The sequence below is a fragment of the Cyanobium sp. Cruz-8D1 genome, from assembly GCF_024345975.1.
GTDB lineage: Bacteria > Cyanobacteriota > Cyanobacteriia > PCC-6307 > Cyanobiaceae > Cyanobium.
The window spans coordinates 1-14038 of the sequence record NZ_JAGQCD010000056.1; the positions used below are offsets into that span (position 1 = coordinate 1).

Annotated in this window: 16 protein-coding genes; 3 read left to right on the forward strand and 13 right to left on the reverse strand. The window is 66.1% G+C overall.

Annotated elements, in window-relative coordinates; translation table 11 throughout:
- Positions 1 to 267, forward strand: a 267-nt coding sequence (locus KBZ33_RS19180; protein ID WP_254955049.1) for a hypothetical protein, incomplete at its 5' end; no start/stop codon positions are given.
- Between the two features lie 62 nt (positions 268 to 329).
- Here the strand turns inward: KBZ33_RS19180 and KBZ33_RS19185 are convergent.
- From KBZ33_RS19185 to KBZ33_RS19200, 4 genes are all read right to left on the reverse strand, one after another.
- Positions 330 to 506 carry a hypothetical protein gene (locus KBZ33_RS19185; protein ID WP_254955048.1) on the reverse strand — a complete coding sequence of 59 codons (177 nt, stop codon included), beginning with the start codon at positions 504 to 506 and terminating at the stop codon, positions 330 to 332.
- Positions 506 to 799: a hypothetical protein gene (locus KBZ33_RS19190; RefSeq protein WP_254955047.1), complete on the reverse strand. Its 294-nt coding sequence runs from the start codon at positions 797 to 799 to the stop codon at positions 506 to 508. The genes KBZ33_RS19185 and KBZ33_RS19190 overlap by 1 nt, the downstream gene beginning before the upstream one ends.
- Positions 800 to 1175: 376 nt before the next feature.
- Positions 1176 to 1562 (reverse strand): hypothetical protein, encoded by a 387-nt coding sequence (locus tag KBZ33_RS19195; RefSeq protein ID WP_254955046.1) that lies wholly within the window; start codon positions 1560 to 1562, stop codon positions 1176 to 1178.
- Between the two features lie 16 nt (positions 1563 to 1578).
- On the reverse strand, positions 1579 to 2442 hold the full coding sequence (locus KBZ33_RS19200; RefSeq protein ID WP_254955045.1) for a hypothetical protein: 864 nt from the start codon (positions 2440 to 2442) through the stop codon (positions 1579 to 1581).
- A gap of 145 nt (positions 2443 to 2587) precedes the next feature.
- On the opposite strand from KBZ33_RS19200, the gene KBZ33_RS19205 reads away from it, so the two are divergent.
- Positions 2588 to 2719: a hypothetical protein gene (locus KBZ33_RS19205; RefSeq protein WP_254955044.1), complete on the forward strand. Its 132-nt coding sequence runs from the start codon at positions 2588 to 2590 to the stop codon at positions 2717 to 2719.
- 26 nt (positions 2720 to 2745) lie between these two features.
- Here the strand turns inward: KBZ33_RS19205 and KBZ33_RS19210 are convergent, their stop codons facing one another.
- The 3 genes from KBZ33_RS19210 to KBZ33_RS19220 are packed head-to-tail and all read right to left on the reverse strand — an operon-like array spanning position 2746 to position 5729.
- The gene (locus KBZ33_RS19210) at positions 2746 to 3669 is read right to left on the reverse strand and encodes a helix-turn-helix domain-containing protein (RefSeq protein WP_254955043.1); all 924 of its coding nucleotides are present in this window, start codon (positions 3667 to 3669) and stop codon (positions 2746 to 2748) included.
- 3 nt (positions 3670 to 3672) lie between these two features.
- The gene (locus KBZ33_RS19215) at positions 3673 to 4191 is read right to left on the reverse strand and encodes a hypothetical protein (RefSeq protein WP_254955042.1); all 519 of its coding nucleotides are present in this window, start codon (positions 4189 to 4191) and stop codon (positions 3673 to 3675) included.
- A complete protein-coding gene (locus KBZ33_RS19220; RefSeq protein ID WP_254955040.1) occupies positions 4188 to 5729 on the reverse strand; it encodes a DUF4055 domain-containing protein in 1542 nt (513 codons plus the stop codon). The genes KBZ33_RS19215 and KBZ33_RS19220 overlap by 4 nt, the downstream gene beginning before the upstream one ends.
- A gap of 250 nt (positions 5730 to 5979) precedes the next feature.
- On the opposite strand from KBZ33_RS19220, the gene KBZ33_RS19225 reads away from it, so the two are divergent.
- On the forward strand, positions 5980 to 7230 hold the full coding sequence (locus KBZ33_RS19225) for a GTP pyrophosphokinase family protein (RefSeq protein WP_254955039.1): 1251 nt from the start codon (positions 5980 to 5982) through the stop codon (positions 7228 to 7230).
- Positions 7231 to 7337: 107 nt separating this feature from the next.
- Here the strand turns inward: KBZ33_RS19225 and KBZ33_RS19230 are convergent, their stop codons facing one another.
- The 6 genes from KBZ33_RS19230 to KBZ33_RS19255 all read right to left on the reverse strand — a co-directional run.
- Complete coding sequence (locus tag KBZ33_RS19230) at positions 7338 to 7886, reverse strand: sigma factor (protein WP_255011911.1); 549 nt, start codon at positions 7884 to 7886, stop codon at positions 7338 to 7340.
- 102 nt (positions 7887 to 7988) lie between these two features.
- Entirely contained in the window at positions 7989 to 9689 is a 1701-nt protein-coding gene (locus KBZ33_RS19235) for a terminase (RefSeq protein WP_254955036.1), read from the reverse strand.
- Positions 9689 to 10219 (reverse strand): hypothetical protein, encoded by a 531-nt coding sequence (locus tag KBZ33_RS19240; protein WP_254955035.1) that lies wholly within the window; start codon positions 10217 to 10219, stop codon positions 9689 to 9691. The genes KBZ33_RS19235 and KBZ33_RS19240 overlap by 1 nt, the downstream gene beginning before the upstream one ends.
- 4 nt (positions 10220 to 10223) lie before the next feature.
- Positions 10224 to 10604 (reverse strand): hypothetical protein, encoded by a 381-nt coding sequence (locus KBZ33_RS19245; RefSeq protein ID WP_254955034.1) that lies wholly within the window; start codon positions 10602 to 10604, stop codon positions 10224 to 10226.
- Positions 10605 to 10708: 104 nt separating this feature from the next.
- The gene (locus KBZ33_RS19250; RefSeq protein WP_254955033.1) at positions 10709 to 11401 is read right to left on the reverse strand and encodes a PD-(D/E)XK nuclease family protein; all 693 of its coding nucleotides are present in this window, start codon (positions 11399 to 11401) and stop codon (positions 10709 to 10711) included.
- A gap of 287 nt (positions 11402 to 11688) precedes the next feature.
- Positions 11689 to 14038, reverse strand: a 2350-nt coding sequence (locus KBZ33_RS19255; protein ID WP_254955032.1) for a DUF6371 domain-containing protein, incomplete at its 5' end; no start/stop codon positions are given.

Sequence of the window (14038 nt, forward strand, 5' to 3'; positions counted from 1 at the left end):
TTGCCAGGTCGCTACAGCCGGGGCCTGACGCGGGTGTCCCTCGCCTCCTTCGTGATGGCCTCCTCTTTCCCCCGCTGCGAGATCCGTCAGCTGGCGGTGTTCGTGTATCCCGGTGGGATCAAGGCGCCCGATGCTGAGCGCATCACGGTCTTCTATGGGCGCCGCGGCCTGCCGGTCAAAAAGCCCCGCTTCATTCCAGCGCAGCTAGCCCATCAGCTGGCCCGCAAGCTGCAGGCCAAGCGGCTCGGCACCGTGGCGGTGCTTTGAGCCGCAGGGGCTGCAGCCCCTTGCCCCGGTGGGCCTGCCGGCCCCCGGGGCTTTCAGCTGTCTCAGCTCAGCGACTGACTCCGCTGCCAGTTGCGCTCCAGCTCCGCCCGATAGCGCTCGATCCCCCAAGCGCTGCTGCGCATCTGACGGTTGATCAGCCGAGTCACCTTCCAGGCCTTGAGCCCCATGCCGACAGCGAAGACCAGCCAAGGCACCAGGAGCCAGAGCGGATGGTCCATCAGGCCGGCAGCGGCGTCCTCGCTCTTTTACAGCGCTGGCTCTGCTGGTGTTGGCGGACGGTCCACTGGTTGCCCTTAATTGCCGCACCGCAGTGCTCGCAGATCGTGACCGGCCGACTTCTGCACCACTGCTCGGGTCGCTCACCCACCAACTCGCGGCGGCTGGGGTCGATGCCCCGGCCCTGCTGGTAGCGGGTGAGAGCAGGTGCCGTGGTCACGAAGCCCGTCTCCAGACAGCGAAACAGCAGGGATTGCCCCCGCAGGTTCTGGACGTTGAAGGTGGTGGCCGTCATCAGCGCAGGGTCCGCTGCCACCACCGATGGTGGCATGAGCTCCGTGTCTCCACCACTGGTGGCGGGGATCAGCGGCTGGCGCGGAAGCCGACCAGGACAGCAGGGTCTGAGAAGGGGGGATTTCCCAGAACCTGAAAAATTTCCGAGGCACCCTGCGCCGCCGCCGGAAACAGGGGGAATACCCCCCGAGTTTGCGTTCTTCTATGAGGTGCTGCGGCGCTCTCCAAGGAGTTGCAGGGAGCTGATTTTGAAACGCAAATTATGAGGAGAATTCGCGATTTTTTTCGCGTCAGTTTCTCCACTTTTGAGGTGTTGATCGTTTGGCTGGCGGTGTTTTCCGGTCTCCGAGCAGTTGCGGGGTTGATCGGCTCGCGCGTCAGCGGCGGCGCGATGGATTGGCTGCGCGCTGAGCTGCTTGCTCGACAGCATCCATCCGCCGCGCGACAGCACTGGCCCAGCGGCGGCCGGGGTCACCGCCCCAGCCATCCCAGGCCTGCCGGCCCTTGCCGTAGGTGTCCCAGGTGGAGCCCTGCTTGTCGATTGCGTGGCGGGCGAAGTAGCTCACCATCCGATCGATCGTTTGCGGTAAGAGCTCCTGTCGGTTGAGCAGCTGCCGGGCTCGCGCCAGCCCCACCGGCGTCATGCCGCGGTTGGAAGGCGGCTGCTGAGCCCGGCGCTCCAGGGCACGGCGGGCTGCAGCCGCCACCGACTCCGGTGGCCGGAAGGAGAGTCCGGCGTAGAAGTTGCGGGGCCGCCGTGCCATTGGGTGAGCAGAGGCCTCAGCGTCGAGCCCCGCGGCCATTGACCGCGAAGGACGCCCGGTAGAGCTCAGACGCCGACATCGCCTGGGGGTTGATCGGCTCGCCGTTGCTGCCGATCCCCGAGACCGTCAGGCCGCCGGCGGCCTGCATGCCAGCTGGACCCCGCTGCTGGAACAGGAAGCCGTAGACGGGGTGCACGCGCATCTGATCGAGGAACTCGGTTGTCGTCATCGGGCGGCCGTCATCGCCGAGCAGCGGCTTGCCCTGGGAGTCGAGCGGTTCGAGCACGTCCTTGCCGTCGCCGCCGGTGCTCAGCCGGAAGCAGGTGCCCAGCTGCCCCTTGAAGATGTCAAAGAACGTGCCCCTGGCGTCGCCACCAGTGCGGCCCTCAGCCTCGGAGAAAGCACGCTCCAGCAGGCGATCCTTGCGCAGGTGCAGGATCTGCTGCTTGGCCTCGTCGCGTTCTGCGGCAACGGCGGCCACCTTCTGTGCGGAGGCCTCTTCCATCTGCCGCTCACGCAGTTCGAGCTGCTGCTCCAGCACCTGCTTCTGTCGCTCAGCCTCCTGCAGGCGGGCGTACTCCTCAGGGTTGATCTCCGAGAAGCGGTTGAGCTGCTGCTTGAGCGTGCGGATCTCCTTTTCCAGCTGGTTGGTCTTGCGCCGCTCGGCCCGTAGGGGGTCGGAGCTGCGGTGGTCATCGCCACCAGTGTCAGCACCTGCAGCCGTGGCCGGGGCGGGGGGATCGCCTGCCGAAGCATCGGCAGTGCCCTGACCATCGGCACCACTGTCGGTGCTCTGGCCGTTGGCGGCGTAATTGTCGTCAGCACCCTGACCGCTCGAGGCGGCAGTGCTGGAGGTGGAAGAAGCAGTGGCAGTGGCCATGACCCATCGCGGCTGTCGTGGATGAGCACCCCGTCCGGGCTGTGCTCTCCAGCTATTGCCAGCCATCGATCTGTGAGGAGACGGCAGCGGAGAAAGACCGGAAGCCGAGGAACTGCCTACGGTCAACCTCAGATACCTGCCCCCCGTGAAGCGCCTGCTCTCGATTGCTTTGATCACCGCAGCAGTGCTGGGAGGCAGCGGTGCCATGGCCTGCGAGAAGCACCTGAACGGCCACCAGAACAGCAGCGACACCAACACCGAGGGGGCCAAGAAGTAGGGCCTCCCTCCTTCTGAGCAGTTGCGTCACCCCCGCGACAGCTCCAGCTGCCGGGCCAGCCACAGCTCCACGTCCTCGTAGCTGTAGCGGACGAGGTTGCCCAGCTTCACGAAGGGCGGCCCGTAACCGCTGGAGTTCCAGCTGTAGATGGTCGAGAGCGACACGCCCAGGTAGGTGGCCAGGGTTTCGGGCGTGTAGAAGCCGCTCGGCAGGCTGGTGGTGCTGGTGTCGGCGTTGGCGGCGGCGCGGCGCTTGGGCAGGAACAGCCAGCTCCCAAGCGGCAACTGATCCGATGGCCGAGAAGTGATGGTGGGGTTCAGGCCTCGCAGGGTGGTCACGGTGGTGCCGTGGCGCTCGGCCAGCACGTTGAGGCTGTCGCCGGTGCCCACCACCGCCACGCGGTTGGGCTTGAGCGCGGCCTGGATCCGTTCGCCCAGCAGCGGCTGTGTGAGCGAGCCGATGCCACCGGCGCCGTAGAGCCCGCCGAACTCGGTCACCGAGAAGGCCCCCAGCTGCCCCCGGCTGGGGGAGGGAAGCAGGCCGGGGGTGCGCAGCTCCGTGAGCGGACCCAACCAGACAGCCCCGAAACAGGGGGTAAGCAGGGCCGGGGTGGTGGCAGAGACGGGTCGGATGCCGCTGGTGCTCCAGGCGATGTCCGTGGCCAACCAGTCCCAGGGTTGGGACGGTGTCAGCGGCAGCACGGCGCCGCGGGTGAGGTAGCCCTCGTAGGTGAAGTCGCCGGTATCCAGACCAGGGGCGTTCTCCTTGCTGGAGATCCCCCGCAGGCGCTTGATGAATCCCTCGAACAGGAAGCGGCCGGTGCGCTCGGAATCCAGCACCCCCGGCAGCGCATTGGAGAACAGGAGGATGCGGGCATTGGCGTAGGGCTGCAGCGCCGATGGAGGCAGGGCAGCAGGCGACTGTTCCCCTGATGCGGGCGTGGTCGTCATGGCTCAGCCCCGCTCCAGCGCTGTGGTGAAGCCGCCGCCGTTGCCGCTCAGCTGGGGGTCGCGGCTCCAGTTCGCCAGGGTGGGAAGCATCAGCAGCAGCGCTTGGGCGTGGCTGCCCCGCTGCCGTCGCAACGCCTGCTCGATTGAGAGTCCCTCGCCGTAGCGGGTGATGGTCTCCTCCCGCAGCAGCTCGGTGTCGTACTCGATCACGTCGGCCTTCTTGACCGGCAGGGTGCCGTCCTCCGGCAAGGCGTCGGGTCCGACGGCCTTGCGGCGGGTTTCGATGGGCGCCTGCAGCTGCTCGGGGCCCAGCTCCGCCAGCTCGCTGTCGATGGCGGCGATGGCATCGATCTCGCGGCGGGCAGTGGGGATGGCATCGGGGTAGAGCTGCTCCAGATCCGCCATGGCGTCGTTGATGGCGCGGATCGCGGCCATCTGGGTTGGGATCGAGAGGGCAACGCGAATCCCCTCCAGGTCAGCGGCCCGCCAGCGGTAGGGCGAGTCGCTAGGGGTCTGGCTCATGCGGCTGCAGGCGCGGCTGACTCCTCTTGCCTCAGGGGAACCGGCGCAGAGCCTTCAGGCGCCCTGGGATCTGGGGCCTGACTTCCCTCCCCTGCCCTGGTGGCCGGGCTGTCATCCAGCGTCGGGCTGCTGATGGCGTTGGCGGTGGCCAGCGCCAGCTGGTGCCGCAGTTCCTCCCGGCTGATGACCCCCTTGTCGAACAACTCGATCCATTCCTTCACCTGGGGCTGGGGCTGGATTGGCGGGGTGAGCGGGCTCACCGTCACCTGCAGGCCGGCTCCGGGGGTGAGGGTTTCGCCGGTAAGCGCGCACCAGTGCTGCAGGAGGGTGGAGAAGAGAGAGGCCTTCTGGATCGCCATCGCCTGCAGCAGTGCATAGCTCTGGGAGGCGGTGAGGCTGATCTCCATCTCGGTGCGGGCAGCACCGCGGTTCTGGCTGGGGATCAGGGCATCGCGCCGCATCGTGTCGTCAAGGATCTGCAGCCAGGCCCGATGCTCCGCCAAGGACCGGGCCCGGATCTCGACGAACTCAAAGGAGGCGTCCGAGGGCAGGTCCATGCAGGTGTTCGGGCCCAGCACCACCGGGCCGGCCTGGCTGTTGCCCATGGCATCGACCATGCCCTTGCGCACTCCCACCGGCAGGGCCGTGCGGGAGAGCAGCTCCTCGTACTCACTCTTGCAGCGGAAGTGGTTCAGGTACTGGTGCGCCAGGCCCAGGTGCGGCAGATCCCCCTCCCCAAAGGCGGAGCCATCGGAGGTGTACCAGCAGGCCGGTAGCCGGTGGATTCCCTCGAAGGTCGTGACCACGGGGTCGTCGCATCGCCAGCCGCTGGTGGCCTGCAGGTCGGCGCAGACCGGATGGTGGGCCAGCTGCAGGCCGGTGACGGCCCCGCCCCTGGCGGTCCCACCCTTGGTGGGGTCGCCGGTGGTGAGCAGCTGCAGGCTGCGGTAGTGCCATCGGTCCGGGGCGTCGGCATCGCCAAGCAGGGCGTTGATCTGCTCAGCAACCGCACCCTCTGGCCCGGCCGGTTCACCACTGATGGGCCGGTTTACCGGCTCCCGCCAGATGATCCGGCCCGGCAGGCCGTAGGACACCGGCAGCTCCCAGTTCAGGCAGTTGGCCCGGGGCACCAGCTGCAGCCGGGGCAGGGAGAGGCGATCGCCGCGGCGCAGGGCCTCCTGACGGTCCCCCTCGCTGGGCCAGCTGTGCTCAGGGGGAAGCACCAGCACCAGGGCGGCACCATCTCGCAGCACTAGCAGGTCGGCAGCGGCCAGGAAGACACCCAGGTCCGTGCCCCGGCCATCCACGTCAGTGAGCACCGAGCTCAGGCTGGCCGGAAGGCTGATCCAGCTCCCCCGGCTGAGCATGCCGGCGTAGGTACGCAGGGCATCGCGGAAGAACCCCGAAGGTCGAGCAGCGTCGAGGCGCTTGCGGTAGGCGTTATCCGGTTCCCGCTCGCCCTTGGGCAGGTAGTGCTCCTTGCGGCTGCTGCCGTCAGGGGCGGCAAGCAGGGCCCAGCAGTCGGTCGTGATCCGCAAAGAAAGCTGGAGTGCCGTGAGAGCTGGGTGCTGGAGCCAAGGGGCATGGGAGACAGCAGTATCAGGCGTGGCAAGTGGAAGCACGGGCGCTGGGCGGGGCTACCTCCTCTTGCCTATGTCGATCAAGATAGATATCGGGACCATGTAGCTCTATGAATAGTCGGTTCATGGCGGGTGAGCCGTGACGATATCTAGATGGCTTGGCAAGAGAATCCATGCCTAAGCGGGAATCTTGTGCTGCAACATCTCCATGCTCGAAAAGGCTCGTGCTTGGGGGCCAGCTCCGACACTGCCAGATTCAACGAAGCCTGATTTCGGTGGCGAAGAATCCCGCAGTCAGCCGCCTGCATCAAGCAAGGGAAGTAGAGTGTTGATGCTTGCCGCGCGGGCTCGGCGCTTCATCTCGGGGGGTTTGATGCCACTTGATAACGCAGTCATCGAAGAAGCCTTTCAGCGCTATCGCCGAGAGTACGACTGCTACGAGAAATTGGCCAGACTAGTTGCCAATAAATGTGAAAGAGAAATCATCAGAGCAAACACCATTCGCGCAGCTGTCACATTTCGCGCCAAGGCGCCTCAAAAATTACTAGGAAAACTGCAGATTAAATACCGTGCTGAGCCAATGCTGAATACCGCTGATGATGCTCTTCGCAGGGTGACAGACCTCGCTGGGGTACGAATCTCAACCTACCTAGAAGGAGACCGCGCGCGAGTCGTCGAGGAAATTACTAAGTTGTTCGATGGCCCAGCCGGTGCTCGTGTCGAAGTTGATGTGAAAGATGCTCCTGGAAAGTTCTACCGTGCTACGCATTGCCAAGTGGGCATCAAGCGCGACGACTTGACCGAGGAGAATGACAACGTTGAAGGGCTGACGTGCGAGATCCAGGTTTGCAGCTTGCTCGCGCATGTTTGGAATGAACTTGAGCACGACTTGATATACAAGCCCATGACGGGAGAGCTTTCTGCGAGAGAGAAGGAGTCTCTTGAGCTCCTAGGAGGGAACACGGTGAGTGGCGACCTGATTATCAAGCAGCTGTTCGATGCCAACGAGGATCGCATTAAACAATCCCAGGATGAGTCGTCAACCTTCTCTGACGTTTACGACTTTGTCGCGCGAATGCGAGGAGCGTTTCCGACCTGTGGCAAATTCGGCGACAATGCCGGGCAGCTCTTCGAGAACCTGGTGTCCCTAGGATTCGATACGCCAACGAAGGTGCGCGACCAACTGCTGATTGCTGATTATCAGACACGCTCACAAGCACTACTCAATCAATTGCAACAGCACCTTTCGGGCAAGAACGACGACACTGTCTCCGTAGAGCCTGAATCGTCAGATGCACTCCTAGTATTACTTCTGGATTCTCATCTCGAGAGTGTGTTTGCAAATAACCCGATGGGTCGAGGCAAGGGGAGGCCCCCACGGATTGCGAGCTTCGCAAGCCGCTTTAGGACGATGAAAGAACTTGCTGCCGCCAACGCCAGCCAAAGTGCCACTGTGTAGATAAGGTTGCATGGATTCGCATAAGCTTTGATGGTAAAGATTTTGCAGTAGATAGCGGGAGGGCTCCGGTTTTCTCAGGCTTAAGGCTCATAGGGTTGCATCTTGGCTCAGGTCGATTGTTGCCCAATGTCCTCACTTGTCTCCCACGCCACGACGCGCTGACTGCAACCCATCACGATCTCCTCCCACCGCTCCACACTGACCCCCAGTCGATCTGGGACTTCAGCCGCTGCGGTCCCCAGCCTCAGCAATTTCTGCCCCCTGGAATGCAGCTCCCGCCAGGAGGCCGGCACCTTGATCAGGAAGCCCTTATCTCTGAGGTAGTGATACACCTCCCCATTGGCATAGGTGCGCGCATAGGGCCGAAAAGATCCCCGTTCTGGTGAGAAGCGGCGAGCGGCCTGGAGGATGCCGAGCATGGCGATCTGCTCCAGATCTTCCTTCGGGTGGCCGGTGCGGCGGGAGATATTGGCGGCCACGGTCTGAGCGATGTCGCGGTGCTGGAGTGCCAGGGCATTCGCGGCGGCATGGGGATTCACCGGCCGATGGCGCCGCGGCTTGGCCGGGAATGCGATCACCAGCTGCACAGCCTGATTGCTCGGCGCGGGTCGCGCGCGCTGGGGGCGGCGCGGACGGCGCGCCAGGCAGCTCTCCACCACCGGCGGCCGCAGCGGCAGGTCCAGCTGACCAACAGCGGCAGCTGCAGATATGCGGCAGGCCGGTGTTCGCAGTGGCCGGGCGATGGCAGCCGTCATCGCTCAGCGGCTGAACACCATCGGCACCGGCGAGCTGCCATAGCCCCGGCCCCGCCAGAACTGGGCTTCGATCCAGAGCACCCCCTGACAGAAGGCATCCACCTGGTCGTCCACACCGCCCCGGGGCGAGAAGGCCAGCAGCTCCTCCACCAGCGAGTCGGCCTTGCGGGCAAAGCGCACCTGGCCTGCTTCCACCAGCGGTGCGACGGCATGGGCGCGGGAGGCCTTGCTGCCCTTGGGCGGGATGGCGATCAGCCCCGGCACCTGGCGCCTGAGCAGCTGGCAAACCGCCGGGCCGTTGGCGGCGTCCTCAATCAGCACCGCATTGGGCCGCAGGCCCTGGCGCTCCAAAGAGGCGAGGGACGCCAGCAGGAACTTGATCACCCCCGGCAGATCCAGCCGTTGCCGGTGGGCCCAGAGGGCCTCGATCTGCAGTTCCGCCCACGGGTCCGGGCCACCAGCAAGGGGGTGAGTGGCATTCACACCCCTCGGCGCTCCTTGGGCTCCTGCGGCATTGGCAGCCAGCGCCAAGCCCTGTCGCCGCGCCTCCACCGCCGGGTGTCGCTGGTGTTCCAGTAGGCCCAACAGGGCAAACCCGCAGGCGTCGTTCTCCTTGCCGTCCTTGAAGCTCAAGTCACAGCTCAGCACCAGCGGCACGTAGCGACGGGGCTGGCCGGGAGCGACCGGCAGCGGCGGCTGGATCCAGCCCTTGCGGAACAGCAAACCCTCAGCCGGACTGGGCCGCTGCTGATAGAGGGCGTTCCACCAATAGGAACCCAACCGGGTACGGATGCGCTGCAGCACCGCCAGCGGGACCCGCTCCGGGCAGAGCGGTTCGCCTGGCTGGCGCCAATCCGGGACTTTCGTGCAGGTATGCGGAATCTGCATAGCAATCGCCTCGGGCTCCGCGATCGCTGGCAGGTTGAGCACCGTCCAGTGCTCCGGGTTCTCCTCGGCCTCCTGCTCCAGGAGCCAGGCGGTCATGTCGTGGTGGTCCCAGCGGGTCTGCACCACCACCTGCGCGGCCGGGAGCAGGGCTCCCTCTGTGGTGAGGCCGGGTTCGGCGCGGGTGAACCAGACGCTCTTGAGCCAGTCGATCAGCCGCTCGCGCTGCAGGGCCGACTTGGCATCTTCTGGGCCCTTGTAGGGGTCATCAATGATGCCCAGGTTGTAGCCCTTGCCCGTGAACGGCCCCCTCACCCCGGCGGCGATGCACCCCCCACGCTGGGGAGTGAGCCAGTTGCCAACGGCTGCGGAGTCCTTGGAGAGCGCGTGACCCGTGATCCGGTAGTAGTGCCTCGCCTCCCGGCTGTGGGCGTAGGCCAACTCACCGGAGTAGGAGGCGATGGCGCAGAACAGCTCCGGGTGCCGGCTCACCCAGTAAGCAGGGAACAGGCGCGAGACCAGCTGACTTTTTCCATGGCGGGGTGGACAGCAGACGATCAATCGCGTCAGCCTCCCGTCGGCCACCTGCTGCAGAAGGTCGATCAGCAGCTCCGAGAGCCGGTGGAACTGAAACGAGGGGAAGGCGGAGCGGATGAAGTCGCGGAACAGCAGCCCTTGGTGGGTAGTTGTCGCCCGGTCGGGATCGGGAACACCCAGCAGGCCCCAGTCGGCCCAGAGGTCAGTGGCGGGATCCAGCAGAAGGCCGCCATCCCTTGCCACCGTGAAGGTGGGCCGGGTTGTCGCGGCGATCCGGCCCATCAGGATTTCGCCTCCGGCGGCTTGATCGGCGCCCGCAGCAGCCCACCGATCTCCGCGATCACCCGGAAGGCACCGACAGCAGCAGAAAACTGCTCGGCATCCATGGCCCGGCGGGCACAGTCATTGAGGGCAAAGATCTGCTCGGCCTGGTGACGGCGCCGGTCAGAGATCAGCTCCTCCACCATGCGCATCCGCGCCAGGTCGAGATAGCGATTGACCGTCTTGACGTTGCTCACCCCCCAGCTTTCGCCCGCTTTTGCCCTGATCTCCAGCAGCGGCAACCGTTGTGCAATCCACAGCTGGGCCTCTGCAATCCGCCGTTCCACCTCCCCGGCAGTGGCCCTGGGGGTCTGGGCGTGATGGGGCGCCCGCCGCGGCGGATTGGTCTGACTGATCGGCCGGCTGGGGTCCACCGCCACCGGCGGCTCCCACACCGCCTCACCATCCGCGTCCTGCCGATCCGGGGCAGATCGCAGCTCCTCCACCGGATCAGCAGCGCTCACGATCAGGTTGTGGGCCCGGGGCGGCATCAGCTCAGAACGGCAGGGGCTGGGCCTTCGGGGGGCGGATGGTCCAGAAGGGGTTGCCACGCTTCTCGGTGGCACTGCTCTGCTGAATCGCTGCTTCCTTGGCGGCCTTGAGCTGTTTCTCGATCTGCTGCACCGCAGCCGGGAAGTCGTAGGTCAGCCGGCCGGGGCTGTGGCAGAAGGACCAGTCGTTGTGGGAGAAGGAGGGATCCAGCTGGCCGCTGGCCATCGCCGTGTTGAGGGCCTCCAACAGCGGCTCGAGCTGCTGCTCCAGCTCCTTCTGCTGCGCCTTGATCGCGGTGACTGCGTCCAGCAGGGCGTCGAGATCAGCGTCAGCAGCCGCATCAGCGGCTGGCGCCGAGGGAGCAGCAAGCAGGAGGTCCGCCATCGAGGAGCACCAGAACACTTGCTCGGACGATTCCGAGCCCACTCAATCTAGCGGCCAGCATCTGCTAGCCAACTCATCGATTCAGCTCGCGGCTGCCCTGGCTCTCAGAAGGGCCTGCGGGCTGAGCAGTAGCGGCTCCAGGCTGCGGCCCAGGCCGCCAGGCACTGCTCACGGCTGTAGAAGGTGCTGGTGAACGCCTCGCCGGGCTTGCTCCAGATCGTCTGGCCCAGCTCGTAGTGGTTCCCCTGGGCGGCCTCCAGCACCATGTAGCCCCCCAGCTGGGCGGCGGTGGAATAGGGCCGGCCGTGGGCCGAGAGGGTCTTGAGGTCGTAGAGCACCCGCACCTCGCGTCCCCGCCGCTCGCTCAGTGCCGGTGAGACGTAGGCGCCGTCAAAGGCGCCGGCCACGTTGCGGGTGAGGCAGCAGGTGAGTCGTTCGCTGGCGATTACCTGCACCTCCTCCCAGAGCGGCAGCTGCAGCAACGGCAAGATCCAGTCCCGGTACTGGTGATGGCTGGGCAAAGCCTCGGCATCCAGCAGGGCCTCGCTGACGCTTTTGCCCACCAGGAAACGGGCCTGGGTGTAGCGCTCCAGGGCCGCGTGCACCGTGGTGCCGCGGGGCTCCCAGATCGGCCGTTTGGCCTCGATCGATCGCTTGGCGGTGTCGCTCAGGCCATGGGCCAGCACGCCGGTGATCGATACGGGGAACAGGTGATCGCCCAGCCAGTAGCGGTGGGCTTCCTCATCCCTCCAGAGACCGGGGATGGGCTCCAGCCAGGTCGATGTGGTGGTCTGCATGGCCGTTTCAGGTGTGACGCGCTGTGACGGAGGGCGTCACATCCGAGATCGGTTGCTGGCAGCGGCTTCTGGCGGCGCCTGTAACGATGTAACCCTTTTTCAGATATAGAAGCATTAGCAAGCAGCAGTGTCTGTTTGAGCAGGTGTGCATGTGTCTTTGAATTCATAGGGGGCTCTCTATGCTCCCTGGAGCGTTACATCGTTACGGAGATCCAGATCGCTTGCAGGGCAGGAGATCTGGGCGTTACCACTGCTGTTATGTCTGGCCGTTTTGTGACGGCTGCTGGTTACAGCACGCTCAGGGGAATGGCGACTGCACGGCTGACCATGCCGGCGCCACAGAAGCGCACCGGTCCAGCCCGTTGCGCACCGCTCAGGCGCAGCAGCACCACGGACCAGCTGTTCTGCCAGGCGGTATCGGCGAGGAACTGCTCGATCGCCTTGGCGGTGTTGCTCACCAGCAGCCGGTCCTGATCCACCCGCAGGCCATGGCGGCCCAGGGTCTGGGCCGCCAGGCCCGGGCTCACGTCGATGCAACTGCTGTGGCAGGCGGCCAGCTCCACCAGTTCGCCGATGGTGCGGGTAACGGGTTTGTCGTCGGTCTCCACCCGCACCTGCCGCTGCAGGATCGTCTGGATGCAGCGGGCCTCGTCGGGGACTTCGGTGCTCTGGCTGTAGCTGTCCCAGTTGTGGACCTCAATGCATTCCTCGGCCTCCTTCTGGCTGGGAACTGCATCGCTGAGCAGCGACCAGGCGCCGGCCATCAAGGTCCCGTACTGATCCCCCAGGCGCTGGGAATCGAAGTGGCGGGCGGCAGCCGCGGAGAAGACCACGACCGACTGGCGGATCACCGGGATCAGCGACACGGTGCGGGCGATCAAGCGCCGCGCCAACTGCGGGGTGATGTAGCGCTCAAGATCTCGATCGAGGCTCTGCCAGTGGGCCTCGCGCTCCTCCGGGCCCATCTCGGTGGGGCTGCGCAGGGTGAGCTGGGCAAAGCGGCTCTTGTCGGCTCCCTGTTTGAGGGCAGTGGCGATCGAGGACATCAGGAACATCGAGCGCACCCGGTAGCGGCTGACATCACCGCTGGGGGAACCCTTGAGCATCTCGGCGCTGCTCTCGCTGCTGGCCACCCGCGCCAGCGAGAGGATCGCCTGCATCCGCTGCTGGTCGCCCTTCTCGTTGCTCTCCGCCTCATCGAAAACCACCGGCACGGCGTCCGAGCAGATGGTCTGGCGCAAGCCGGCCTCTGTCGTGGCGCCTGACACCGGCAGGCGCAGGTCGCCGAGCAGCGGCACCACAAAGCGATCCAGGATCTGGCTCTTGCCCGAGCCGGCACCGGCGGTGAGCCAGAGGTGGGGCCGCCAGCGCAGGGCACCGCAGATCGGCGCCAGCACCACCCAACCCTGCAGCAGGGTGCCGGAGGCGGGCACCTCCCAGCGAAAGCGGTTGGCGATGCTGACGATCACCGCCGCCTCCTCCACGGTCAGGGGCTTGACGCCGCAGGGCCCCTCCTGGCGTTCGAGGCGCTGGTAGATGTGCCGCGATCTGAACGGCTTGGTGATTGGGTGCTCCCCCTCGGGGGTGATCAGACGATCGCCGAGGTGCAGCACGGTGCGGCCCTCATCCCACCAGGCCCCGCGGCCGCGGATGCGCTCCACCGCAAAGATCCCCATCGCAGCCGAGCTCTTGTGCAGATCGCTGGCCGCGGCCGGCCAGTTCACACCGGTGCGGCTGGGGTAGAGGGTCTCCCAGTACTCCAGTGGTGCCAGGGCCACCAGATGGGTGGCGGTGTGGCAGCCGCGGGGCAGGCGGATGACCTGGCCAGTGCTGGCGGGTTGGTAGAAGTTCGCATCCGCATCGAAGCCCAGGCAGAGGAAGGGCGCTGCCGGCCTGGGTGCCGCCGCTGCTGCCGGGGCGTGGTCGCTGCCATCGGTAGCGGTGGGTGGGGGCGTCCATGGATGGGCTGCTTTCGCCAGCTGCCGTGCGGCCTGCCGGGGCGTCCAGTCGGCATCAGCCAGGTCCCAGCCCTGGGGCAGGTCCGGCGGCAAGGCCACCAGTTGCAGCTGGCAGTCGAGGGGATGTAGCAGGGCGGCCAGGCTCTCCATGGCCTCCACCCCGGCAGCATCGGCATCAGGCCAGAGCGTCACCGCACGGCCGGCCAACGGCGTCCAGTCCGCCTTGGCGATCGCCTTGGAGCCGTTGGCCCAAGTGAGCACCACGTGCTGTGGGAACAGGCGAGCGGCCGCATCGGCGGTGCCCTCCCCTTCCACCACCAGCACCGGCGCCTCAGGTCGCCGCACCAGATCCGGCAGTCCGTAGAGCGGCCGCGGTGCGGGCCACTCGCAGGAGAAGGGATCGCGGCGGCTGGGCCGGTGCCAGCCGCCATCGAGCCACACCCGATGCAGGAAGGCCTTGCCGCCGCTGCGCAGCCGGATCCGCTGGATCCAGAACAGCACCTCACCAGCCGCGTTGCGGTAGGCCCACTGGGCGGTGGCCCCGCGGTTCAACGGCGGCGGCGGCGCATCGGCAGGGGGCTTCTCGGGCATGCGCCAGGGCTTGCCATTGCGGCCGGAGCCCTGGCCGCAACCAGTGTTCTGCCCATCAGGCACCAGGCCAAGGAAGGCCTCCACCTGC

What these genes read in the sequence shown, in the direction of transcription:
- KBZ33_RS19215 (WP_254955042.1), bottom strand. Translation starts at nt 4,191, where the DNA reads ATGAGCCAGACCCCTAGCGACTCGCCCTACCGCTGGCGGGCCGCTGAC.
- KBZ33_RS19195 (WP_254955046.1), bottom strand. Translation starts at nt 1,562, where the DNA reads ATGGCACGGCGGCCCCGCAACTTCTACGCCGGACTCTCCTTCCGGCCA.
- KBZ33_RS19240 (WP_254955035.1), bottom strand. Translation starts at nt 10,219, where the DNA reads ATGCCGCCCCGGGCCCACAACCTGATCGTGAGCGCTGCTGATCCGGTG.
- KBZ33_RS19235 (WP_254955036.1), bottom strand. Translation starts at nt 9,689, where the DNA reads ATGGGCCGGATCGCCGCGACAACCCGGCCCACCTTCACGGTGGCAAGG.
- KBZ33_RS19210 (WP_254955043.1), bottom strand. Translation starts at nt 3,669, where the DNA reads ATGACGACCACGCCCGCATCAGGGGAACAGTCGCCTGCTGCCCTGCCT.
- KBZ33_RS19200 (WP_254955045.1), bottom strand. Translation starts at nt 2,442, where the DNA reads ATGGCCACTGCCACTGCTTCTTCCACCTCCAGCACTGCCGCCTCGAGC.
- KBZ33_RS19245 (WP_254955034.1), bottom strand. Translation starts at nt 10,604, where the DNA reads ATGGCGGACCTCCTGCTTGCTGCTCCCTCGGCGCCAGCCGCTGATGCG.
- KBZ33_RS19185 (WP_254955048.1), bottom strand. Translation starts at nt 506, where the DNA reads ATGGACCATCCGCTCTGGCTCCTGGTGCCTTGGCTGGTCTTCGCTGTC.
- KBZ33_RS19250 (WP_254955033.1), bottom strand. Translation starts at nt 11,401, where the DNA reads ATGCAGACCACCACATCGACCTGGCTGGAGCCCATCCCCGGTCTCTGG.
- KBZ33_RS19225 (WP_254955039.1), top strand. Translation starts at nt 5,980, where the DNA reads ATGCTCGAAAAGGCTCGTGCTTGGGGGCCAGCTCCGACACTGCCAGAT.
- KBZ33_RS19190 (WP_254955047.1), bottom strand. Translation starts at nt 799, where the DNA reads ATGACGGCCACCACCTTCAACGTCCAGAACCTGCGGGGGCAATCCCTG.